Origin of the sequence: Kitasatospora purpeofusca (genome assembly GCF_000718025.1) — a bacterium.
Classification (GTDB): domain Bacteria; phylum Actinomycetota; class Actinomycetes; order Streptomycetales; family Streptomycetaceae; genus Kitasatospora; species Kitasatospora purpeofusca.
Map to the genome: position 1 here is coordinate 1 of NZ_JODS01000020.1, position 22,842 is coordinate 22,842.

Annotated in this window: 22 protein-coding genes and 1 tRNA gene; 16 read left to right on the top strand and 7 right to left on the bottom strand. The window is 74.9% G+C overall.

All coding sequences use genetic code 11. The features are described 5' to 3' along the window. From IF01_RS45880 to IF01_RS0125515, 5 genes are all read left to right on the top strand, one after another. A partial coding sequence (locus IF01_RS45880; RefSeq protein ID WP_157855345.1) for an acyl-CoA dehydrogenase family protein occupies positions 1 to 100 on the top strand: 100 nt, incomplete at its 5' end. Positions 101 to 257: 157 nt separating this feature from the next. Then, positions 258 to 965, top strand: coding sequence for a TetR family transcriptional regulator (locus IF01_RS0125500; protein ID WP_078880313.1), 708 nt, complete (start codon positions 258 to 260; stop codon positions 963 to 965). A 162-nt stretch (positions 966 to 1,127) separates the two neighbouring features. Beyond that, positions 1,128 to 2,615, top strand: coding sequence for a chloride channel protein (locus IF01_RS0125505; RefSeq protein WP_078880291.1), 1,488 nt, complete (start codon positions 1,128 to 1,130; stop codon positions 2,613 to 2,615). A 97-nt stretch (positions 2,616 to 2,712) separates the two neighbouring features. Continuing rightward, entirely contained in the window at positions 2,713 to 3,015 is a 303-nt protein-coding gene (locus IF01_RS0125510) for a hypothetical protein (protein WP_030395876.1), read from the top strand. A gap of 61 nt (positions 3,016 to 3,076) precedes the next feature. Next, entirely contained in the window at positions 3,077 to 3,835 is a 759-nt protein-coding gene (locus IF01_RS0125515) for a methyltransferase domain-containing protein (RefSeq protein WP_030395877.1), read from the top strand. A gap of 187 nt (positions 3,836 to 4,022) precedes the next feature. On the opposite strand, the gene IF01_RS0125520 is transcribed toward IF01_RS0125515, so the two are convergent. Beyond that, positions 4,023 to 4,107 (bottom strand) — tRNA-Leu (locus IF01_RS0125520). Positions 4,108 to 4,359: 252 nt separating this feature from the next. Here IF01_RS0125520 and IF01_RS0125525 point away from each other — a divergent pair. From IF01_RS0125525 to IF01_RS0125535, 3 genes are all read left to right on the top strand, one after another. Then, positions 4,360 to 5,682: a M20/M25/M40 family metallo-hydrolase gene (locus IF01_RS0125525; RefSeq protein ID WP_030395878.1), complete on the top strand. Its 1,323-nt coding sequence runs from the start codon at positions 4,360 to 4,362 to the stop codon at positions 5,680 to 5,682. A gap of 245 nt (positions 5,683 to 5,927) precedes the next feature. Continuing rightward, positions 5,928 to 6,173: a chaplin gene (locus IF01_RS0125530; RefSeq protein WP_030395879.1), complete on the top strand. Its 246-nt coding sequence runs from the start codon at positions 5,928 to 5,930 to the stop codon at positions 6,171 to 6,173. Between the two features lie 244 nt (positions 6,174 to 6,417). Then, the gene (locus tag IF01_RS0125535; RefSeq protein WP_030395880.1) at positions 6,418 to 7,317 is read left to right on the top strand and encodes a chaplin; all 900 of its coding nucleotides are present in this window, start codon (positions 6,418 to 6,420) and stop codon (positions 7,315 to 7,317) included. A gap of 233 nt (positions 7,318 to 7,550) precedes the next feature. Here IF01_RS0125535 and IF01_RS42280 read toward each other — a convergent pair whose 3' ends face one another. Further along, positions 7,551 to 7,745, bottom strand: a complete 195-nt coding sequence (locus IF01_RS42280) for a DUF5703 family protein (RefSeq protein WP_255360265.1) — start codon at positions 7,743 to 7,745, stop codon at positions 7,551 to 7,553. A gap of 336 nt (positions 7,746 to 8,081) precedes the next feature. Here IF01_RS42280 and IF01_RS0125545 point away from each other — a divergent pair, with 336 nt between their 5' ends. Then, positions 8,082 to 8,687: a hypothetical protein gene (locus tag IF01_RS0125545; protein WP_030395881.1), complete on the top strand. Its 606-nt coding sequence runs from the start codon at positions 8,082 to 8,084 to the stop codon at positions 8,685 to 8,687. 52 nt (positions 8,688 to 8,739) lie between these two features. Here the strand turns inward: IF01_RS0125545 and IF01_RS0125550 are convergent, their stop codons facing one another. The 3 genes from IF01_RS0125550 to IF01_RS0125560 form a co-directional block, all read right to left on the bottom strand. Next, positions 8,740 to 9,378, bottom strand: coding sequence for an ester cyclase (locus IF01_RS0125550; protein WP_037781153.1), 639 nt, complete (start codon positions 9,376 to 9,378; stop codon positions 8,740 to 8,742). Between the two features lie 246 nt (positions 9,379 to 9,624). Continuing rightward, positions 9,625 to 11,916: an ATP-binding domain-containing protein gene (locus IF01_RS0125555; RefSeq protein WP_037781154.1), complete on the bottom strand. Its 2,292-nt coding sequence runs from the start codon at positions 11,914 to 11,916 to the stop codon at positions 9,625 to 9,627. A gap of 152 nt (positions 11,917 to 12,068) precedes the next feature. After that, positions 12,069 to 13,046: an aldo/keto reductase gene (locus IF01_RS0125560; protein WP_030395884.1), complete on the bottom strand. Its 978-nt coding sequence runs from the start codon at positions 13,044 to 13,046 to the stop codon at positions 12,069 to 12,071. A 333-nt stretch (positions 13,047 to 13,379) separates the two neighbouring features. Between IF01_RS0125560 and IF01_RS0125565 the strand changes: the two genes are divergently transcribed. Continuing rightward, positions 13,380 to 14,438, top strand: a complete 1,059-nt coding sequence (locus IF01_RS0125565; protein WP_030395885.1) for an LLM class F420-dependent oxidoreductase — start codon at positions 13,380 to 13,382, stop codon at positions 14,436 to 14,438. A gap of 66 nt (positions 14,439 to 14,504) precedes the next feature. On the opposite strand, the gene IF01_RS0125570 is transcribed toward IF01_RS0125565, so the two are convergent. After that, positions 14,505 to 15,497, bottom strand: coding sequence for a magnesium and cobalt transport protein CorA (locus tag IF01_RS0125570; RefSeq protein WP_030395886.1), 993 nt, complete (start codon positions 15,495 to 15,497; stop codon positions 14,505 to 14,507). Positions 15,498 to 15,712: 215 nt separating this feature from the next. On the opposite strand from IF01_RS0125570, the gene IF01_RS0125575 reads away from it, so the two are divergent. The 6 genes from IF01_RS0125575 to mshC all read left to right on the top strand — a co-directional run bounded on the left by IF01_RS0125575 (position 15,713) and on the right by mshC (position 21,659). Further along, on the top strand, positions 15,713 to 16,450 hold the full coding sequence (locus IF01_RS0125575; protein WP_030395887.1) for a histidine phosphatase family protein: 738 nt from the start codon (positions 15,713 to 15,715) through the stop codon (positions 16,448 to 16,450). Positions 16,451 to 16,644: 194 nt separating this feature from the next. Further along, complete coding sequence (locus IF01_RS0125580) at positions 16,645 to 17,214, top strand: Rv2134c family protein (RefSeq protein ID WP_030395888.1); 570 nt, start codon at positions 16,645 to 16,647, stop codon at positions 17,212 to 17,214. Positions 17,215 to 17,303: 89 nt separating this feature from the next. Then, positions 17,304 to 18,086 (top strand): Rv2133c family protein, encoded by a 783-nt coding sequence (locus IF01_RS0125585; protein ID WP_037781177.1) that lies wholly within the window; start codon positions 17,304 to 17,306, stop codon positions 18,084 to 18,086. 124 nt (positions 18,087 to 18,210) lie between these two features. Beyond that, a complete protein-coding gene (locus tag IF01_RS0125590; protein ID WP_094745652.1) occupies positions 18,211 to 19,128 on the top strand; it encodes a helix-turn-helix domain-containing protein in 918 nt (305 codons plus the stop codon). A gap of 143 nt (positions 19,129 to 19,271) precedes the next feature. Further along, positions 19,272 to 20,156 carry a dioxygenase family protein gene (locus IF01_RS0125595; RefSeq protein ID WP_051741851.1) on the top strand — a complete coding sequence of 295 codons (885 nt, stop codon included), beginning with the start codon at positions 19,272 to 19,274 and terminating at the stop codon, positions 20,154 to 20,156. Between the two features lie 273 nt (positions 20,157 to 20,429). After that, positions 20,430 to 21,659 carry a cysteine--1-D-myo-inosityl 2-amino-2-deoxy-alpha-D-glucopyranoside ligase gene (gene mshC, locus IF01_RS0125600; RefSeq protein ID WP_030395892.1) on the top strand — a complete coding sequence of 410 codons (1,230 nt, stop codon included), beginning with the start codon at positions 20,430 to 20,432 and terminating at the stop codon, positions 21,657 to 21,659. 110 nt (positions 21,660 to 21,769) lie between these two features. Here mshC and IF01_RS0125605 read toward each other — a convergent pair whose 3' ends face one another. Then, on the bottom strand, positions 21,770 to 22,720 hold the full coding sequence (locus IF01_RS0125605) for a PAC2 family protein (protein ID WP_045939655.1): 951 nt from the start codon (positions 22,718 to 22,720) through the stop codon (positions 21,770 to 21,772). Positions 22,721 to 22,842: the final 122 nt, after the last annotated feature.

The window sequence follows — 22,842 nt, forward strand, 5'->3', positions numbered from 1 at the left end:
CTATCCGTTGGAGCGGATGATGCGGGACGCGAAGATCACGCAGATCTACGAGGGCACCAACCAGATCCAGCGCATCGTGATGGCCCGCAACCTCCCGTAACCCCACCCCTCCCGACCCGTCGGGGCCCGTCCTCGGGCACCCGGACCACGGCCGCACACGGGCCGGTCCGGGTGTTCGAGGCCGATGCTATGTTCCGGGAATGAGCGAGAAGGAAGAGCAGGACCAACCGATGAACGACGGGCAACCGAAGCCCGCGATGCGTGAGGCGCTGGTTGCCGCGGCCTTCGAGCTCTTCCTGGAGCGCGGCTTCGAGCAGACCACGATCGACGACATCGTCTCGCTCGCCGGGGTCGGCCGGCGGTCCTTCTTCCGCTACTTCCCGGCCAAGGAGGACGTGGTCTTCCCCGACCACGAGCGCGGCCTCGCCGAGATGACGGAGTTCCTGGAGTCCGGCAGCGGCGAGGAGGACCCGGTCCGGCACGCCTGCGACGCGGCCCGACTGGTCCTGCGGATGTACGCCGAACAGCCCTCCTTCTCCGTCCAGCGTTACCGCCTGACCCGCAAGGTGCCGGGCCTGCGCGCCTACGAGCTGTCCGTCGTCTGGCGCTACGAGCACACCCTCGCGCACTACCTGCGCGGCCGGTTCGCCGGGCGCCCGGACGGGCCGCTGCGGGCCGACGTGGTCGCCGCCGCCGTGGTCTCCGCGCACAACCACGCCCTGCGCACCTGGCTCCGCTCCGGCGGCGAGAGCGACTGGGTGACCGAGGTGGACCGGGCGATGGCCTTCGTCACCGACACCTGGGGCGAGCGCCCCGCCGGCGCCGACCAGGCGGCGGACGGCGACGGCCCGGGGGAGCAGGACGACGTCGTGGTGCTGGTCGCCAGCCGCCGCGCGCCGCTCTGGCGGATGGTCCAGGGCATCGAGAGCGCCCTCGGCGACCCCCGCCGGGTCCCCCAGGACTGACCGGTCCGCCTGCGGGCCCCCTCACCCTGATGGCGCAGGCCCTGCGGGACGCGCCGGGCCCGGACCCGCGGCTGCCGTGCGCGGCCCCCGGTGCCGGGCGAGACTCGGTCGCAGGACGTGGCCGGAGCCGGACCGGCGCGGGGAACGCGACGGAGGCGGACGATGCCCGAGCCGAGCGGCGGTCCGAGCGGGAGCGAGGACCCGACGGCGAGGCCCGACCCGACGGCGGGCACCGGGCCGCCGCCCCCTCCCGCCCAAGCGGCCCCCGCACGGCCGGCCCCCACCCTGCACGGCGTGCTGCGCACCAAGGGCTACCTCGGCCTCCTGGTGATCTCCGCCCTGGTCGGCGTCCCGGTCTCGCTGGCCGCCTTCTGGTTCGTCGGTCTGGAGCACCAGCTCCAGCACTGGGTCTGGGAGAGCCTGCCCGACGCCCTCGGCCTCGACCGTGCCCCCTGGTGGTGGCCGCTGCCCGCGCTGCTGCTGGCCGGACTGCTGCTCGCGCCGATCGTCACCCGGGTGCCCGGGCGCGGCGGCCACATCCCGGTGGACGGTATGGGCGGGCCGCCCGTCCCGCCGAGGGCCGTGCCCGGCGTCGTGCTGGCCGCACTCGCCTGTCTGCCGCTCGGCGCGGTGCTCGGCCCGGAGGCGCCGCTGATGGCGATGGGCGGCGGACTGGCGCTGCTCGCCGTCCGGCCGTCCCGCCGCGCGGCCCGGCCCCAGTTGGTGCCGGTGCTCGGGGCCGCCGGTTCGGCCGCGGCGATCTCCACCATCTTCGGCAGCCCGCTGGTGGCCGCCGTGATGATGATCGAGGCGGCCGGCCTGGGCGGGCCGCAACTCCTGCTGCTGATCATGCCCTGCCTGCTGGCGAGCGGGGTCGGGGCGCTGGTGTTCACCGGCTTCGGCCACTGGACCGGGCTCTCGGTGGGTGCGCTGTCGCTGCCCTCGGAACCGCCCGCCGGGATCCCCGACCCGGGCGACTTCCTGTGGGGCCTGCCGGTCGCGGTCGCGGTCACCCTGGTCTGCGTGTCCGGTCAGCTGCTCGGCCACCGGGTCAAGGCGTTCACCGTCGGCGACCCGGGGCGGGCCGTGCCGACGCCGACGACCCGGCAGACGGCCCTGCGCACGGTGCTGTGCGCGGTCGCGGTGGGCGGCTGTATCGCCGCGTACGCGCTGCTGACGGGCCGCTCGCCGGAGGAGGCGGCGCTCTCCGGCCAGGCCACCCTGGGGACCCTGGCCGCGAATCCGGCGGCCTGGTCGGTCTTCGCCCTGCTGATGCTGACGCTCTGCAAGACGGCCGCCTGGGGCATCGCCCTGGGCAGCCTGCGCGGCGGCCCGATCTTCCCTGCGGTGCTGATCGGCGCCGCCCTCGGGGTGGCCTGCGGCCCGCTGCCCGGCCTCGGCGTCGAGTCGGGCCTGGCCGTCGGCCTGGCCGCCGCGGCCACCTCGGTCACCCGGCTGCCGGTCACCAGCACGGTGCTGGCGGCCGAACTGCTGGGGCCGGACGCACCCGACTCGCTCCCGCTGATACTGGTGACCGCCGTGACCTCCTTCGTGGTCGGCGAACTGCTGCGCGGGCACCTCGAGCGGCGTGCGCCGAAGCCGGACACACCGAAGCCGGACGCCCCGCAGGGGGCCCCGCGGGCCGCCTGAGGGCCCGCCGACGCCCCACGTCAATACCGATCCGGCTTTTCCACTCCTTCGAATCAATCCGAGGTTCAGGGTCGTCACCCCGGGCAATCCCGCTCCCATGACCACCTCCTCGCCGCACCGCCGCGGCCGCCGCTCCACCGACCGCCGTTCCACCGACCGGCGCCCCACCGACCGCCACCCCCGCCGCCCGCTGCCCACGCCCCCGCCGAGCGCGTCCGGGCCCAACGCATCCGGGCCCAACGCGTCCGGGTCGAGCGCGCCCGGGTCCGCGCCCGCACCGTGCGCCCCGCCGGCCGCCGCCTGCTGCGCCGTCTCCACCACCGAGCGCCGCTCGCTCGGCGGGACGGTCATCCGCACCCACCGCCACCACCCCCGCTGCCCGGTCTGGGCCGCCCGCTGAAAACCCCGTGCCCGCCGTCGGCGCCCGGTGGTAGAACAGGCCGGACACCGAGGGGGAACACATGTCGGAAGCCGACGAGCCGATACACGAGTACCTGGTGGACGAGGCGGCACTGCGCCCGGGCGGGCGGGTGCTCGACCTCGGCTGCGGCACCGGCCCCACCCTGGCCGTCTTCTCCCGCCGCCACCCCGACGCCCGGCTGCTCGGCCTCGACCACTCGGCAGACAGCGTCACCACCGCCCGGCACCTGCTCGCGGACCACCCGGGCGGCATCGCCGTCGAGACCTCGGACCTGGCGCGGCCGCTCCCGCTGCCTGACCACGACCTCGACGCCGCGGTCTCCTACAACGTGCTCGAATGCCTGCCGGACCCGGCCGCGCTGCTCGCCGAGACCGCCCGGGTGCTGCGGCCCGGCGGCCGGGCGGTCCTGGCACACGTCGACTTCGACTCACTGGTGATCGCCGGCGCGGACCGTGACCTCGACCGGCGGATCTGCCACGCCTTCACCGACGACCAGCAGCCGTGGATGGACCACGTGGACGGGCGGATCGGCCGCAAGCTCCCGGGCCTGGTCCGGAACTCCCCGCTGCGGCTCGGCCGGGTCCACCCGGTCGTCACCAGCTCCACCGAGCTGACCGGCCACGCCGCCCGCCGGATCGAGGGCATCCGCCACGCCCTGACCACCGCCGCCGAGGAGGGCCGGGGCACCCTCTCCCCGGCGGAGATCGAGGCCTGGCACACCGCCGTCCACCTCGCCGCCGCCCAGGGCCGCTTCTTCCTCGCCGAAACCGCCGTCACCGTCACCGCCCACGCCGCCTGACCGGCGACCACCCCGCACCCCGCTCGCGCGGGCGGCGCGGAGAACGAAAAGGGACCCCGGACGAATCCGGGGCCCCTTTTCGCGGTGCGCCCGTGCTCCCGCAGCGGTCACGCCGGTTGGTCACGCGGTCGGTCACGCCGCTGGGGAGAACGAAAAAGGCCCCAGACGAATCTGGGGCCTTCCGCTGTGTCCGAGGGGGGACTTGAACCCCCACGCCCGATAAAGGGCACTAGCACCTCAAGCTAGCGCGTCTGCCATTCCGCCACCCGGACGGGGTGTTGTCCTCGCGGCTTCCTTCTGTTCGTCGGCCGCGCTGACAGATGTAACTGTAGCAGTGATCCGCTGTCGGTCCCAAAACGGGCCAGGGCGGGGGAGTGGGGGTTGCGGCGGTGTGTCGGCGTGTTTCCTGGGGGTGGATCCGGGTCGGGGGCTGGGAGAGGATGGGTGGACGTGCTCGTGCGACCCGGGTGCAGGTCCTGGGGCGGCGCTGGGGTGCCGGCGCGGGCCAGAGACGAGGAGTGACCGTGAGCGAGCGGAGCGAGTCGAAGGTGACGGGGGAGTCCGAGGTCGCCGACATCTGCCGCGATCTGATCCGGATCGACACCAGTAACTACGGTGACGGTTCCGGTCCGGGCGAGCGGAAGGCGGCCGAGTACGTCGCCGAGCAGCTCGCGGAGTTCGGCCTCGAACCGCAGATCATCGAGTCCGCCAAGGGGCGGGCCTCCACCGTCGTCCGGATCGAGGGCGAGGACCGGTCCCGGCCGGGCCTGCTGATCCACGGGCACACCGACGTCGTGCCGGCCAACGCGGCGGACTGGACGTACGCCCCGTTCTCCGGCGAGATCGCGGACGGCTGCGTCTGGGGACGCGGCGCGGTCGACATGAAGGACATGGACGCGATGACCCTGGCGGTGGTGCGCGACCGGCTGCGCACCGGCCGCAAGCCCCCGCGCGACCTGGTGCTGGCCTTCCTCGCCGACGAGGAGGCGGGCGGCACCTACGGCGCGCGGTACCTGGTGGACAAGCACCCGGGGCTCTTCGAGGGCGTGACCGAGGCGATCGGCGAGGTCGGCGGCTTCTCCTTCACCGTCAACGACCGGAACCGGCTCTACCTGATCGAGACGGCCGAGAAGGGCATGCACTGGATGCGGCTCACGGTCGAGGGCCGGGCCGGGCACGGATCGATGGAGAACAACGACAACGCCATCACCGAGCTGTGCGAGGCGGTGGCCCGCCTCGGGCGGCACGAGTTCCCGCTGCGCATCACCAAGACCGTCCGGGCCTTCCTGGACGAGCTGTCGGACGCGCTCGGCGTCGAGCTCGACCCGGAGAACATGGACGAGACGCTCCGGGTCCTCGGCGGCATCGCCAAGATGATCGGCACCACGCTGCGCAACACCGCCCAGCCGACCATGCTCGGCGCCGGCTACAAGGTGAACGTAATCCCCGGCCAGGCCACCGCGCACGTGGACGGCCGCTTCCTGCCCGGCTACGAGGAGGAGTTCCTGGCCGAGCTGGACAGCGTGCTCGGCCCGCGGGTGAAGCGGGAGAGCCTGCACTCGGACAAGGCGATCGAGACGAGCTTCGACGGGGCCCTGGTCGAGGCTATGCAGACCGCGCTGCGCGCCGAGGACCCGATCGCCCGTGCGGTGCCGTACTGCCTGTCCGGCGGGACGGACGCCAAGTCCTTCCAGGACCTCGGGATCCGCTGCTTCGGCTTCGCCCCGCTCCAGCTGCCGCCGGAGCTGGACTTCGCCGGGATGTTCCACGGGGTGGACGAGCGGGTGCCGGTGGACGGCCTGAAGTTCGGGGTGCGGGTGCTGGACCGGTTCCTCGACGCCTGCTGACCGGCCCTGCTGACCGGCCCTGCCGACCGGCCCGCTGATCGGGACGGGAGCCGCACGGGAGCCGCACGGTGGACCACCGTGCGGCTCCCGCATTTCCGGACGGATGCCGGCCCGGCGGTTCGATGACCTGTTCGTCGTATCACCGGTCCGGGTGAATGCAACGTCTGTTCCGTACCCCGTTTGCCGCAATCTCGTTGCTCCCTGTGATGGCCCGGAGCCGATATCCGGGTGTTCATACAGGAGGAATGATGAAGGTCAAGAAGATCGCTGCCGTGACCGCCGCCACCGGTGGCCTGGTGCTCGCCGTCGCCGGTGTGGCCTCCGCCCACGGTGGGGCCGGTGCCGAGGGCGTGGCCGCCGGTTCCCCGGGCGTCGTTTCCGGCAACCAGATCCAGATCCCGGTGCACATCCCGGTCAACGTGTGCGGCAACACCATCAGTGTGATCGGCGTGCTGAACCCGGCGTTCGGCAACCACTGCGCGAACGTCTGATCCTCGATCGGTCGTTGAGTCGGGCCCCCGGGCGGCGGACGCGCCGCGCCGGGGGCGCCTGCGTTTCCGGGGCCGCCCCCGGCGCGACCCATGACATCCCTCGAAAGAGTGAATGGGGGCTGCACGGCTCAACCTCCTTGCGGGTTGCTTCGTTTTCTCCCATGCAGCCGAGGACCTCTCCGCCCAATCGGAAATTCCGACTTTCGGAAGGTCGTCACGTCGTCTCGAAATGTCAGGGGAAAATATGAGGAACGCAGCCAAGAAGGGGCTCCTCACGGCCGTGGCCACCGGCAGTGTGCTGGCCTCGACAGCCGGCTACGCCAGCGCGACCGCCGGGGCGGAGGGCGCGGCAGTGGGTTCGCCGGGTGTCGCCTCCGGGAACTCGGTGCAGGTGCCGGTGGAAGTGCCGATCAACGCCTGCGGCAACACGGTCGACGTGGTCGGCGTGCTGAACCCGGCGTACGGCAACAACTGCGCCAACGCCTCCGGGCGTCACGGCGGTGCGCACGCGGGCGGCGGCAAGTCGGCCTCGGGCGCGAGCGCCTCGGGTGCGGCCACCGGCTCACCCGGTGTCGCCGCCGGGAACAGCGTCCAGGCTCCGGTGCACATCCCCGTCAACGCCTGCGGCAACTCGGTCGACGTGGTCGGCGCCGCCAATCCGGCGTTCGGCAACGACTGCGCCAACACGGCCGCGCCCGCGCACACCGCTCCGCCCGCCACGCCCGACGACGACTGCCCGGAGGAGCACGGCTCGCACAACCCGCCGCCGCCCGCCACCGGCCACCCGTCCACGCCGCCGGTCACCCAGACCCCGAGCAGCGGCGAGACCACGACCGGCACGCCCAGGAACGGCGGCCCGTCGGAGGCCACCCCGTCCGGCAACGGGGCGACGGGCGGCTCCGCGAGCGGAGCGGCCGCCACCCCGGGCAGTGCCGCCGGTGTGCAGCAGGGCGGTCCGGCGGGTCAGGCCCGCCCGGCGGCCGCGCGCACCGGAAGCCCGTCCGCGGCCCCGACCGCCGCTACGGCCGGCAGCCAGCTCGCCTCCACCGGCGCCGGTGACACCGAGTTGCTCGGCGCGGCCGGTCTGGCCCTGCTGATCGGCGGCGGCGTGCTCTACCGCCGCGCCCGCGCCGGCGCTCGCTGAGCACCGACGGCGCCGGACTCCCCGGCACACCGGCCCCGGGCCCCAAGGCCCGGGGCCGGTGCCGTGCTGTCACGGAGTCCAGAGGGCCCGACAGGGGGCGGAGCCGGGCCGGGAGGCGGGCGCGGGCCGGGATGCGGCACCCCTGCGGCACCCCGGCCCGTACGGCCGCCGTCACCGGCCCCGCTCCGTCACCGGCCCGTCATCGAGCCCGGTGCGTCATCGGCCTCGGACCGTCACCAGCTCCGAACCTGCCGGATGATCCGCCGGCGCAGCAGCACCGTTCGGCTGCCGTCCGGGAGCAGTCGGAGCCGGTCCAGCTCCCAGTGCCCGTACTCGGCATGATCGGTGAGGAGTTGGCGTGCCGCGTTGCGGGACGTCCCGCGCGGCATGCGCAGCGACTGGTACTCGTACTCCGGCTGCCGGACCAGCTTCGGTGGGGTCAAAATGCTCCTCCTGTGGGACGCCTCCGAGCAAGCCTACGGCCTGCCCCCGACAGCGGGCCCGGGTATTTTCGGCCGCCCCGACCCGCACCTGACTGACTGGACATCAGTTCCGTTGCTCCTGTGGTCGGCATACCCCGGGCGCGCCGGGCGAAGCGGCTCCGGGGCGGGCTCGCGCGTGCGCCCGGCGTGCGCCGTGGAGCGCTTCCCGACGGGGGACAGATGCATGCGGAACGGACATCAAGGGGGAAGTTGCGGTGAAATCGCGTGTGTAGGTGACAACCGCTGTGCGTACCGGCACCGGGGGGAGATAGCGTCTGCACCATGTCTGATGCCGCGCAGCCCACCATTGCCGAGGTACGCGCCGCCGCCGAGGCGGTCAAGGCCGCCATCGACCGTCATCTGGAAGCGGTGTCAAGCCCCAGCGCAGCGGACGATTCCGCTGTGTCCACCGCCTACGAGCAGCTCGCGACGGCGGCCATCGCGTACGACCAACTCCTGTACGAGGTCTACGACGAGGTGACCCCCTTCGAGGTCCCCGGCGACGAGGGCCCGGGCGGGTTCCACGGGCCCGAACAGCCCGAGGCGATCAGCGTGCTGATCCGCCGCGACTACCACATCGTCGACCCGAAGCGGCTGCGTGCCCAGGCCGAGCGGCTGGACGACTCGCTGACCCCGGAGGGGGCCGCGGGCGACGGGGTGAACGCGGCGATCGGCGTGCTGTTCGGCGAGTTCGAGCCGGACGAGATCGCCGCCCGCAGCGAGGAGTTCGGGCTGGAGGAGGGCGACTCGACGCTCTGGGTGGCGGCGGCCGAGCCGAGCGAGCCGGGGGAGTGGCTGCCGGAGCCGTTCGAGCACGCGGACCCGCAGCTGCTGATCTGCCGCTTCGACGTCAGCGAGGTCTACGACGACGAGGACCTCGACGACTGACCGCTGTCCCGTGTCCGCCCCGCGCGCCCGGCGCGCGCGGGGCGGGGCCCGCTCAGCCGGCGGCGGCGCCGAGCTGGGCGAGGAGGGTGGTGTTGTCCTCGATGTGCCAGTCCTCGGTGATCCGCCGCGCGCCGACGTGCTGGATGTCGATCGCGGCGAACTCCACGGCCTGCCCGCGACCGGCCCGCCCCTGGAACACCCCGGTGAAGTGCCCCCGGAACACCAGCCGGGCGGTGAGCTTGTCCCCCGTGACCAGGAGGTCGGCCAGCTCGCAGCGGAGGTCGGGCACGGCCGCCCGGAAGGCGCGCGAGGCGACGGCCGGGCCGGTGGGGCCCTGCGGCCGCCCGGCCGGGAGGGTGTTGTCCCGGAAGTCCCGGTCGACGGCGGCGTCCAGGTAGCGCTGCTCCCCGGTGTTCCAGAAGGTGTAGAGCTGCTGGGCCAGCCGGATCTCCTGCGCGGCCCGGCGGGCCCCCAGCGAGCCGTCCACGGTGAGCGCCAGGGGCCGGACGAGGTCGGGCGAGCGGTCCACCAGCCGCCAGGCCCGGTCCGCCCCGGAGGCGGAGCCCCGGTCGGCGGAGTCGCGGGCGGTGGCGGCGGTCGCACCGCCGAGCACGGCGCCGGCGGCGAGCAGGGCGGCCAGGGAGCCGGCCAGGGTGGCGGAGGCGGGGCGGAAGCGGCGCTTCGGACGCATGATTTCGGACGTTCCTCTCGGGGTGCGGCCGGCGCGGAGGTGCGCGCCGGGGGACGTCCTCACCCTCCGTCGGCCCGGTGCCATGCGTCCAAGGCTTGCTTTCTACCGGAACGATGAATCCTGTTCATGGCGCGGGGACCGGGAGGTCGCCCCGGCCGGTGGCGCGCGCGAAGGCCGGAGGGCCCCCGGGTACGTCCGAGGACGTACCCGGGGGCCCTCCGTGCGGACCGGACGCCGTCCGGCCCGTCAGTACTCCTGCGCGGCGTTCTCGGCGAGGATCGCGCGCAGCCGCGTGGTGCGCGGCGCGGCCGGGCGCTCGGCGACGGCCTGCGGGAGCGCCGGTCCGGCGGCGTGGACCACCGAGAGGTGCCGCTCGCCCCGGCCGAACGCGGTGTACACCCACTGCCGGCTGAGCGCCGCCGCCGCGTCGTCCGGCACGACCACCACCGCGCCCGGCCAGTGCCGGCCGACCGCCTGGTGGACGGTCAGCGCCCAGCCGTGCCGCAGCTTCTGGGCGTCGGCGGGCGCGACGGTGCGGCGGGTGCCGTCCGGGTACTCCAGGTGCAGGCCGGCGGCGTCGCCGTCGACCACCCGGGCCAGCCGGGTGTGGCCGGGCGCGGGCGAGTCGGCGACCCGGTCGCCCGGGTCGAAGCCGGCGAACCGGCCCGGGCCGGGGTTGAGCCTGGCCTTGGCGGCCGCGTTCAGCGCGCGGGTGCCGGCCCCGCCGCCGTGGCCCGGGGTGAGCAGGACGACCTGCTCGGACGGGATGCCGAGGGCGCGGGGGATGGAGTCGGTGAGCAGCTGGACGGCGCGGTGGACGGCCTCCCCGCTGTCCTTGGCGGTCAGGATGACCACCTCCTTGTCCGGTGCCTCGACCGGCTGGAGCTCGCCGATGCCGACGCCGGAGACCAGCTCGCCGATCGGGCCGAAGTCCGGGGTGCGGGAGGCGACGGCCGGGCAGACCTTGGCGGTGAGCAGGTCGGCGAAGAACCGGCCGGGACCGGCGGACCACAGCTGGCCCGGGTCGCCGCTGAGCACCAGGCGGGTGCCGTCGGCCAGCGACTCCAGCAGGGTGGCGGCCAGCTCGACGTCCAGCAGCGGGGCGTCCAGCACAACCAGGAGGTCGAGTGCGAGCGTGCCGTCGGGGGACCGGCCGGGACCGGCGGCGCCGGCGAGCAGCTCGGCCAGCGTGGCGACGGGCGCGGGGGCCGGGGTGTCGGCGAGCGGGGCGAGCGCGGCGAAGGCGGCCCGGCCGTGGTCGGTCCAGGTGGCGGCCCAGGCGCGCAGCCCGAGGCCGGTGGCCGCGGCCAGCAGGGCGGCCGGTTCGGCGCGGGCGGCCTCGCCGCCGGTGTGCAGCACGAGCGCGCTCCCGGCGGCAGCCCGGACCAGGGCGGCCGCGGAGGAGGACGGGGCGGCCTCGGCGGCGGCCTCCCAGGCGGCCGGGCCGGGCGCGGCGGGTGCCTGCGGGGCGGCGTCGGCGGCGTCCTCCGCGTCCGCGCCGTCCGCGTCCTCGGCCGCTTCCGCCGCGTCCTTGTCGGCAGCCTCCGCGACGGTGTCGGCCGCGGCTCCCTCGGCGGACTCCTCGTGCTCCGCCTGCTCCTCCTGGTCCTCCTGGTCCTCGCCGGGCACGAAGGTGGACATCAGCCGGACCAGGCCGTCCGCCAGACTCTCCTCCGCCAGCGCGAGGCGCTCCAGGGCGAGCAGCGTCCTGGTCGGCGGCTCGTCCTCGTCGTCCCCGCCCGCCGCGTGCGCCTCGGCGCCGGTGAGTTCCTCCTGGAACGGCATCGCCCGGCCGTCGAGCACCGCGGCCTGGACGGCGGCGGCGGAGTCCGGCACCCCGAGGCGCTCCAGCCCGGCGGTCACCTCGCCGATCTCCAGGGCGGAGTGGCCGCGCAGCGCCGCCTGCTCCAGCAACCAGCCGACCAGGGCCTGCGCGCGGCGCTGGTCGCCCGGGCCGGCCGCCGGGCCGAGCAGGCCGCGGGCGAAGCCGTCCGCGTGCTCGGGGCGGACACCGGGCAGGGAGAGCACGGCCCACGGGTCCTCGCGGAGCTGCTCGGCCGCGCCGTCGCCGAACAGCGACACCGCGGCGGCGGCCAGCTCGGCCGGGGCACCGCCCGCGCCGAGCACCTCGGCGGTCGCGCGGAGCGCCTGTGCCCGCTGCTCGTCGGTCACCACCCGGTCGGTGCCGGTGCCGGTGCCGTCGGCGGGGGTGGCGGGAGCCGCCCCGGCCTCCGGCGCGGAGGCGGGGGAGGAGGCCGAGGACGCGGCGGCGTTCGGGCCGGAGCGGCCCACCGAGCGGACCCGCTCGGCCAGCGCCGCGACGGCGGCCGCCCGGTCCGCGGCGTCGCCGCCGGGACCGGGCGCGTCCGGTGACCCCGCGTCGGCCGACTCCCCGTCCACCGCGCCCGCGTCCGTGTCGGCCGCCGCGGCCGCCGCCTCCGCCGGGCCCGGCTCCGCCGATGCCTGTGCGGGCACGGCGCCGCCCGTGTCCGGGCTCATCGAGGACTCCTCCGGGGCGCCGTTCTCCGCGTCAGTCATCGTCCGCTCCACAAAAGCTCAACTCCACTGCTGGGTACCGGCCGCCCCGTGCTGCGGGCGGTCGGCTGTTCGGGCCGGTCCGGGGCCGCTCTGGGCGGCCGGCTCGGCGGTCGGTCGGTTCGGGCAGGCTCGGGCGCGGGGTCGAGCGACCGCTACAGCTCGCTCCACCCCTGGTCGGGGTAGCGGTGGACCGGCGCCGAGATGTCGTCGAGCGCACCGCGGATCTCCTCCGGAAGCGTAAGCGCCTCCACCGACAGCGCCGCCTGCAGCTGCGCCACCGTGCGGGCCCCGACCAGTGCGCTCGCCACCCCGGGGCGGTCCCGGACCCAGGCGAGCGCGACCGCCAGCGGGCTGCTGGCGAGCCCGTCGGCGGCGGTGGCGACGGCGTCCACGATCCGCCGCGGACGCTCCCCGAGGTACGGCTGGACGAACCCCGACAGGTAGGGCGAGGCGCCGCGCGAGTCCTGCGGGAGGCCGTGCCGGTACTTGCCGGTCAGCACGCCGCGCCCGAGCGGGGAGGCGGCGAGCAGCCCGACCCCGGAGTCCTTCGCGGCGGGCAGGGCCTCCCGTTCGATGCCGCGCTGGAGCAGCGAGTACTCCAGCTGCGCCCCGGCCAGCGGCACCCGCCCGTGATGGGCGTTCTGCCAGGTGGCGGCCTTGGCCAGCTGCCAGCCGCTGAAGTCGCAGACCCCGACGTAGCGGGCCCGGCCGGAGGAGACGGCGATGTCGAGGGCGCTGAGGGTCTCCTCGACGGGGGTGGCCGGGTCGAAGGCGTGCACCTGCCACAGGTCGACGTAGTCGGTGCCGAGCCGGCGCAGCGAGGCGTCGAGCGCGGCGAGCAGGTGTCCGCGCGAGCCGTCGAAGCGGCGGGCGGCCGGGACGCTGCCGGCCTTGGTGGCGATGACCAGGTCGGAGCGGGGGACGAGGCTGTCGGTCAGCCGGGAGAGCAGGTACTCGGCGTCGCCGTCGGCGTAGACGTCGGCCGTGTCGACGAGGTTTCCGCCCGCGTCGACGAACTCCTTGAGCTGCTCCGCGGCCTCCTGCTCGTCGGTGGCGCGGCCCCAGGTCATGGTGCCGAGGCCGAGCCGGGAGACCTGCAGCCCGGTGCGGCCGAGGTGACGCTTTTCCATCGGACGTGCCCCTCTTACTGGCCGTAGGTGCGGTGGCGGCGCGGCGCCACCGGCCGGCACCGCGGCCGCACGGCCGGGACGACGGGGGACGAACGCGCAGGTGGGGCGAGGCGCCTCCACGTCGGCTGAGCGTAGCGGCCGGTGCCCGGGCAGGTGTGCAGACCCGCAGGACGACCCCGGCCCCCGACGCGGCGCGCCCCGGCCCCCGCCGCAGGACGACCCCGGCTCCCGCCACGCGGCCGGAATGTGACCCGGCCCACTCCTACCGGCCAGTAGCATGTCCGCCGGACGCGCCGCTACCCTCACGAAACAACCGACTGGAAGGCAGTGCCCATGCGACTCGGCATCAACCTCGGCTACTGGGGACTCGGCATGGACGCCGACAACATCGCCGTCGCCCAGGAGGCCGACCGGCTCGGCTACTCGGTCTGCTGGGCCGCCGAGGCCTACGGTTCGGACGCGGCCACCGTGCTGTCCTTCGTCGCCGCCCGGACCGAGCGGATCGACGTGGGCTCGGCGATCTTCCAGATCCCGGCCCGCACCCCCGCGATGACCGCGATGACCGCCGCCACCCTGGACACCCTTTCGGGCGGCCGCTTCCGGCTCGGCCTCGGCGTCTCCGGCCCCCAGGTCTCCGAGGGCTGGTACGGCGTGAAGTTCGACAAGCCGCTGGCCCGCACCCGGGAGTACGTGGAGATCATCCGCAAGGCGATGTCCCGCGAGCGGCTGGTCCACGAGGGCGAGCACTGGACGCTGCCGCTGCCCGGCGGCCCCGGCAAGCCGATCAAGCTCACCGTGCACCCGGTGCGCGAGCACATCCCGCTGTACATCGCCGCCATCGGCCCGAAGAACCTGGAGCAGACCGGCGAGATCGCCGACGGCTGGCTCGGCATCTTCTTCGACCCGGCGCACGCCGCGCTCTCCCTCGACCCGCTGAAGGCCGGCCGGGTCCGGGCCGGCGCCGGGACCGGCCGGGAGTTCGAGGGCTTCGACGTCTGCCCCACCGTTGCCATCGCGGTCGGCGAGGACATCAAGGCGGGCGTCGACTCGCAGCGCTCGTACACCGCGCTCTACATCGGCGGCATGGGCAGCAAGGAGAAGAACTTCTACAACCAGCTGGCCCGGCGGATGGGTTACGAGCAGGCCGCCGACGAGGTCCAGGAGCGCTACCTGGCCAGGGACTACGCGGGCGCGGCCGCCGCCGTCCCGCACGAGCTGATCGACGCCACCTCGCTGATCGGCGACACCGCCCGGATCGCCGACCGGATGCAGGCCTACGCCGACGCGGGCGTCACCACGCTCACCCTGGCCCCGGCCGGCTTCACCCTGGACGAGCGGATCACCGCGCTGCGCACCGGCGTCGCGGCGCTGGAGCGGGCCGGCCTGGCCTGACCGCCGCACCCCGGGTGGCGCCGTCCGACCGGCGGCGCCACCCGGGCACGGACTGCCGCGCGAGCCCTACAGCCAGTCGTGCCGCTTGAACACCCGGTGCAGCAGCACACAGACCACCACCATCAGCGACACCGCCGCCGGGTAGCCCCAGGCCTGGTGCAGCTCGGGCATGTGGTCGAAGTTCATCCCGTACACGCCCGCGATCATCGTCGGCACGGCGGCCAGCGCCGCCCAGGCCGAGATCTTCCGCATGTCGTTGTTCTGCTGCACGCTGACCTGCGCCAGGTTGGCGGAGAGGATGTCCGAGAGCAGCCGGTCCATCCCCTCCACCTGGTCGTTGGCCCGGGCCAGGTGGTCGGAGACGTCCCGCAGGTAGGGCAGCGCCTCGGCGCGGACGTAGGGCACCCCGCCGCGGTCCAGCCGCATCATCGGCTCGACCAGCGGGCCGGTGGCCCGGCGGACGGTGACCAGCTGCCGCTTGTAGCCGTAGATCCGGCTCGCGACGTCCCGGCCCACCCGGCCGGGGGCGAACACGTCGGCCTCCAGCTCGTCGAGGTCCGCCTGGAGCCCGACCACCACGTCCACGTAGCCGTCCACCACCGCGTCGCAGACGGAGTGCAGCACGGCGCTCGGACCGTACTTGAGCACCTCCGGGTGCTCCTCCAGCTCGGCCCTCAGGTCGCCGAGCGGGCTGTCGGCGCCGTGCCGGACGGTCATCACGAAGTCGTCGCCGACGAACAGCATCACCTCGCCGCTGGTCACCGCGTGGCCGCCGGGGTGGTAGCCGAGGGTCTTGAGCGCGACGAACAGCGAGTCCTGGTAGGCCTCCACCTTGGGCCGCTGGTGGGCGCCGACCGCGTCCTCCACGGCCAGCGGGTGCAGGCCGAACTCGTCGGAGACCTGGTCGAGTTCCTCGGCGGTCGGCTCGAACAGGCCTATCCAGACGAAGCCGCCGCGCCCCGCCTTGCGCGCGGCGGCGAGGGAGCCGGCCGGCCCGGCGGGCGTCGCGACCGGGCGGCCGTCCCGGTAGATGGCGCAGTGGACGATCATGCGCGCCATTCTCGCCCCTGGCGCCCGTCCGAAACATCCGCCGCGACGACGGTTCGCCCCGGCACCGGTCTCCCACGTCCCCCGCATCCCCTGCGTCCCCCGCGTTCTGCCCGCACCCCGGTCGGCGCCCCGGTCCGCACACGCTCGTCAACACCCCGCCGCAGCGCCCCGACCAAGATCCGCAAGTCCTCCCGCCCCGGTCCGGGAGGCCGTAGGGTGGGCCCATGCCCACCCTGCTGCTCGTCCGCCACGGCCGATCCACCGCGAACACCGCCGGAATCCTGGCCGGTTGGACGCCGGGGGTGGAGCTCGACGACACCGGGCGCGCCCAGGCCGCCGCGCTCGCCGACCGGCTCGCCCCGGTCCCGCTGGTCCAGGCGGTCAGCAGCCCGCTGGAGCGCTGTCGGCAGACCCTGGAACCGCTGCTCGCCGCCCGCCCCGGGCTGGCCGGTCCCGAGCGCGGCGGCGCCGCGCCGGGCGAGCCCGCGCTGGACGAGCGGCTCGGCGAGTGCCACTACGGGGAGTGGACCGGCCGCCCGCTGGCCGAGCTGGCCAAGGAGCCGCTCTGGCGCACCGTCCAGGACCACGCGGCGGCCGCGGCCTTCCCCGGCGGCGAGTCGCTGCGCGAGCTGAGCCACCGCACCGTCGACGCGGTCCGCGAGTGGAACGAGAAGATCGCCGCCGAGCACGGCGAGGACGCGGTCTGGATCGCCTGTTCGCACGGCGACGTGATCAAGGCCGTGGTGGCCGACGCGCTGGGCCTGCACCTCGACCACTTCCAGCGGATCAACGTCGACCCCTGCTCGGTCACCGCGATCCGCTACACCGCGCGCCGCCCGTTCGTGCTGCGGATGGGCGACACCGGCGACCTCGCCCCCCTCGCCCCGCGGCCCGCCGCCCACCCCGGCCGGGCCGACGCGGGCGGGGACGCCGTGGTCGGCGGTTCCACCGGCGCGGCCTGAGCCGACAGATCCAGGAGGCGGACCCCGAGCCGCCCGCCCCCCCGGGCTCGGCTCCCCGGCCCGGCCCGGGAGGTCGTAGGGTGACCAGTGGGCCCCGGCGCACCCCGCCGCGCACCCCGGGACCACCGGGCCCGACCCCGAACCCCGTGGCGTCCCCGACGTCCACGACGATCGATACGATCCGGAGCGAGAGCGTGCCCCGTCAGGTCTACTTCTACGACCAGCCCGAACGGTTCGTGGCCGGTACCGTCGGCCAGCCCGGCGCCCGGGCGTTCTACCTCCAGGCCAGCGCCCGGGGGCGGATCACCAGCGTGCTGCTGGAGAAGACCCAGGTCGCCGCGCTCGCGGAGCGGATCGAGGAGGTCCTCGACGAGGCCCTGCGCCGCAGCGGCGGCGAGGCCGCGATCCCGGCCGGCGCCCCGCAGGAGCTGCTGGACACCGCGCCGCTGGACCTGCCGCTGGAGCAGGAGTTCCGGGTCGGCACGATGGCGCTGGCCTGGGACACCGTGGACAGCTGCCTGGTCGTCGAGGCGCAGGCGCTGATCGAGGAGGAGGAGGGCGAGGAGGAGGGCGCCGCCGTCTTCGAGGACGACGAGAACGGCCCCGACATGCTCCGGGTGCGGCTCTCCGGAGCGATGGCCCGGGTGTTCGCCAGGCGCGCGCTGGACCTCGTCGCGGCCGGCCGCAAGCCCTGCCCGTTCTGCAATCTGCCGCTCGACCCGGAGGGCCACCTGTGCCCGCGCGCGAACGGGTACCGGCGCTGAACCCGCAGCCCGCCCCGGCCGGCGAGGTCGAGCCGCCGCGCGCCGACCCCGCCGGGGCCGCGGCCCTCGCCGCCGACCCGCCGACCGCGCTGCGGCTGCTGCGGGAGGGCGCGCTGACCGTGCACGGCCGGCTCACCGACGCCTCCAACGCGGCCCTCTACTGCACCGTCGGCATCGACGGCACCGACGGCCTCACCGCCCAGGCCGTCTACAAGCCGGTGGCCGGCGAGCGCCCGCTCTGGGACTTCCCGGACGGCACCCTGGCCGGCCGCGAGGTCGCCGCCTACGAGCTGTCCGCCGCCACCGGCTGGGGGCTGGTCCCGCCCACCGTGCTGCGCGACGGCCCGCACGGCCCCGGCATGGTGCAGCTGTGGGTGGAGCCCGATCCGGAGGCGGACCCGCTGCTCGCGCTCCAGGACCCGGCCGGCCCCGAGGACGGCTGGCTGCCGATCGTCCGGGCCGAGGTCGGCGACGGGCGCACCGCGCTGCTGGTCCACCCCGACGACGCGCGGCTGCGCCGGCTCGCGGTGCTGGACGCCGTCCTCAACAACGCCGACCGCAAGGGCGGCCACCTGATCCCGGCTGCGGACGGCCGGATCTACGGCATCGACCACGGCGTCACCTTCCACCGCGAGGGCAAGCTGCGCACCCTGCTCTGGGGCTGGGCCGGGAGCCCGCTGCCCGAGGAGGCGGCGGAGGTGCTGGCCGGGCTGGCCGGGCAGTTGGACGGCGCGCTGGGGGAGCGGCTGGCCCCGCACCTGACGGCGGCCGAGCTGGACGCGACCCGGGCCCGGGTGGCGGCGCTGCTCGCCGCCGGCACCCATCCGCTGCCCTCCGAGGACTGGCCGTCCATCCCCTGGCCGCCGATCTGACGGTCCGGCGGGCCCTCCGGCCTTCGAAGCCCGGGCCGGCGGGCCCGCCGGACCACCCGTCCGCCGGTCCTTCCACCGGACAGTGGTCTGGACCGGTGCCCGGTCCCGGCCGCACACTGCGACGATGGACGAGCGACGGACCACCCCCCACCTGGACCTGCCGCTGCACCGCCTCCAGGTCCCGCTGCCGCATCTGCTCCCGTTCGCGATCGGCAGTTTCGACACCATCGGCCCGCTGTCCCGGGCCGGCTTCCCCCACCGGCACTCCTTCTTCGAGATCGTCTACGTCACCGGCGGCCGCGGCGCCCACGTCCTGGACCTGGTCCAGCGGCCGTTGCAGCCGCCGCAGTTGTGCGTGATCGCGCCCGGCCAGGTGCACCACTGGGTGGACGCGGACGACCTCACCGGCCAGGTCGTGCTGTTCAACGAGGACTTCCTCCTGACCAATCCGCAGGACCTCGCCGCGCTGCGCGCCCTGGCCGGGCGCCCGGCGGTGCGGCTGGGCGACCAGGCCGGGCCGATCGCCGCGCTGCTGGCGGACATGGAGGCCGAGTACCGGGCCCGCCCGGCGGGCTATCCGGGCGTGCTGCGGGCCAGTCTGCACATCCTGGTCGTCCGCGCCCTGCGGGCCTGCGCGCCGGTCGGCCCGGGAGCACTGCCGGGCCGCACCGGCGACCTCGCCGCCGCGTTCACCCGGCTGATCGCCAACCCGGGCGGAGTGCAACGCTCGGTCGCCTCCTGCGCCCAGGAGTTGGGGGTCTCCCCGGGGCACCTCCAGGCGACGGTGAAGCAGGCGACCGGCCGGACGCCGGGGCGGCTGATCCGCCAGCAGCAGACACTGGAGGCCAAGCGGTTGCTGGCCTGCACGGAACTGACGGTCCGTCAGGTGTCCCGGGAGGCCGGCTTCGGGGACCCGGCGTACTTCTGCCGGTTCTTCCGCCGGGAGACCGGGATGACCCCGGGGGAGTTCCGGGCCAAGGTCGGAGGAAATCACCACGATCCCCGGATCACGTCCATCGCGGCAGGTCCGGACGGCCCGTAGGTTGACTGTCGGCCACCGGCGGACCGCCCGGCGCGAGCGGGCGGCCCGCCGGCCCGGTCTTTGTCATGCCCCCACCATGGCAAGGGCCGTCATTCCCATCGACACCGGCAGATCCCCCACACCCACAGCGAAGGAGTCGGCGCATGCCCGCGTCCGAAGAGCCCGTCACCGGGACGGACGGTCCCACCGACCGCCGGATAAGCCGCAAGACCGTCCTCCGGGCAGCCGCCGTTCTCGGCACCGCCCCCCTGCTGGTCGGCGGCGGCGTAGCCCTGGCCCGCGACCGGGTCGGCACCGGCGAGATGCCGGACTTCACCCCCGAGTGCCACGACGGCGACGCCCCCACGATCGAGCAGACCGAGGGGCCGTACTTCAAGCCCAACTCGCCGCTGCGCACCTCGCTCATCACCGACAGCACCCCGGGCACCAGGCTCACCGTCAGCGGCTACGTCTTCGGCCGCGCCTGCCTGCCCCTGTCCGGCGTCCTGCTGGACTTCTGGCAGGCCGACGTGAACGGCGCCTACGACAACGCCGGGTTCACCTTCCGCGGCCACCAGTTCACCAACGCCCAGGGCGCGTTCAGCCTCACCACGATCGTGCCCGGCCTCTACCCGGGCCGCACCCGGCACATCCACGTCAAGCTCCAGGCGCCCGGCCGGCCGGTGCTCACCACCCAGCTGTACTTCCCGAACGAGCCGCGCAACAGCACCGACACCATCTACGACGCGCGGCTGCTGATGAACGTCCGCCAGGTCGGCTCGGCGAAGGAGGGCACGTACGACTTCGTGCTCAACGTGCCGCAGACCCCGACCCCGACCGCCACCCCCACCGGCCCGACCACCCCGCCCACCACCCCGCCGACCACGCCGCCCACCACGCCGCCGGGCGGGACCTGGGCCGCGGGCACCTTCTACAACGCGGGCGACCGCGTCACCTACGGCGGCGTCTCCTACCGGTGCCTCCAGGGGCACACCGCCATCACGGGGTGGGAGCCGCCGAACGTGCCGGCCCTCTGGCAGCGGTTGTAGCGGCTCCGGCCGTATGCCCGCAGGGTCGCGGGCGCCCGGTCGGCGGCAGGGCCGACCGGGTCGCCCGTCCGCCCGGACCGCCCCGTGTGGCCGTGCGCGGGGCGGTTCCGGTGCGGTTCCGGGTTGGTTCCGGTCCGGTTCCGCGCCGGCGGCCCGACGAGGGCTTCCGGACACAATCGGTCAGGAACCGCCCGGGCCGCGAAAGCAGACGAATCCAGTCGATCTTGCCGACTGGTTAGGCTTTCAAATGTTCTCAAGGTTAAAGTCGATCCCATGCATGCCTGGCCCGCCTCCGAGGTTCCCGCCCTGCCTGGTCAGGGGCTCCCCCTTCGAATCCACGACACCGCGACGGGAGGCATCCGGGAGGTCGTGCCGCAGGACGGCGCAGCCCGGATCTACGTCTGCGGCATCACGCCCTACGACGCGACCCACATGGGCCACGCCGCCACCTACAACGCCTTCGACCTGGTGCAGCGGGTGTGGAAGGACGCCGGCCACGACGTGCTCTACGTGCAGAACGTCACCGACGTCGACGACCCCCTGCTCCAGCGCGCGGTCGAGACCGGACAGGACTGGGTGGCCCTCGCCGAGCGCGAGACCGCGCTGTTCCGCGAGGACATGACCGCGCTGCGGCTGCTCCCGCCGGCCCACTACATCGGCGCCGTCGAGTCCATCCCATGGATCGTCCCGCTGGTCCAGAAGCTGCTCGCGAGCGGCGCCGCCTACGAGCTGGACGGCGACATCTACTTCTCGGTCGAGGCCGACCCGACCTTCGGCGAGGTCTCCGGCCTCACCCGCGAGGCCATGCACCCGGTCTTCGCCGAGCGCGGCGGCGACCCGGACCGCCCCGGCAAGCGCCACCCGCTGGACGCCCTGCTGTGGCTGGCCGCCCGCCCCGGCGAGCCCGCCTGGGACACCGAGCTCGGCCACGGCCGCCCCGGCTGGCACATCGAGTGCGTCGCGATCGCCCTGCAGTTCCTCGGCATGTCCTTCGACATCCAGGGCGGCGGCAGCGACCTGTCCTTCCCGCACCACGAGATGGGCGCCGCGCACGCCCAGGTCGCCACCGGCGCCCACCCGTACGCCCAGGCGTACGTGCACGCCGGCATGGTCGGCCTGGACGGCCACAAGATGTCCAAGTCCCGCGGCAACCTGGTCTTCGTCTCGGCTCTGCGCCGCGAGGGCGTCGACCCGGCGGCGATCCGGCTGGCCCTGCTCTCGCACCACTACCGCGAGGACTGGGAGTGGACCAAGGGCACCCTGGACGAGGCCGTCGAGCGGCTCGCCCGCTGGCGCGCCGCGGTCTCCCGCCCGGACGGCCCGGCGGCCGAGCAGCTGCTCGCCGAGGTCCGCGCCGCGCTCGCGAACGACCTGGACGCCCCGGCCGCGCTGGCCGCGGTGGACCGCTGGGCCGCCGCGCAGGAGAGCGACGGGGGCACCGGGATCGGCGCCCCCGGTCTGGTCACCCGCACCGTGGACGCACTGCTCGGCGTCGCGCTGTAGGGCGCGTCACCCGACCAACGCCTGAGGGGCGCCGAGGCCACTGGCCTCGGCGCCCCTCAGGCGTTGGTACGGCGGTGCTGCCGTTCGTGCGGCGGTCCCGCCGGGAGGGCTCAGTCCTCCTCGGCGCCGTCCTGGCTCTCCCGGGCCGTCGGCGGCTCCGGCTCGGCCGGCCGCTCCGCGGTGGCGTGCCCGGAGACGGGCTTCTCGCCGGTCGGCCCGACGTTCTCCCGGCGCCGCAGGTAGCGCTCGAACTCCCGGGCGATCGCGTCGCCCGAGGCCTCCGGCAGCTCCGCGGTGTCCTGCGCCTCCTCCAGCTGCTGGACGTACTCGGCGACCTCGCTGTCCTCGGCGGCCAGCTGGTCCACGCCCAGCTGCCACGCCCGGGCGTCCTCGCCGAGCTCGCCCGGCGGGATGCGCAGGTCCAGCAGGTCCTCCAGCTTGTTGACCAGCGCCAGGGTGGCCTTCGGGTTCGGAGGCTGCGCGACGTAGTGCGGCACCGCCGCCCACAGCGTCACGGCCGGCACCCCGGCGTGCGTGCACGCCTCCTGGAGCACCCCGACGATCCCGGTCGGGCCCTCGTAGCGGCTCTCCTCCAGCTCCAGCCGGCGGGCCAGCTCCGGGTCCGAGGTGACACCGCTGACCGGCACCGGGCGGCTGTGCGGGGTGTCACCGAGCAGCGCGCCCAGGATCACCACCAGCTCGACGCCCAGCTCGTGCGCGAAGCCGAGCAGCTCGTTGCAGAACGAGCGCCAGCGCATGCTGGGCTCGATGCCGCGGACCAGCACGACGTCCCGGGTGGTCGGCTCGGTGACGCGGATCACCGAGAGCCGGGTGGTGGGCCAGGTGATCCGGCGCACACCGCCGTCCAGCCACACGGTGGGCCGGTTGACCTGGAAGTCGTAGTACTCCTCCGCGTCGAGCGCGGCGAAGACCTTGCCGCCCCAGGTCTCGTCCAGGTGCGCCAGCGCGGCCGAGGCGGCGTCACCCGCGTCGTTCCACCCCTCGAAGGCGCACACCATCACCGGGTCGATCAACTCGGGAACTTCCTCCAGCTCGATCACCCAGCGTCTCCCTCCGGTCGGCGGCCACCGTGCCACCCGGCCGGGAATGCCCGGGTGCCGGCGGTCGGAAGCCGACGGTCGAACCTCTCGTCACCCATGGAACGCCTCGCTCCATGGTCCCT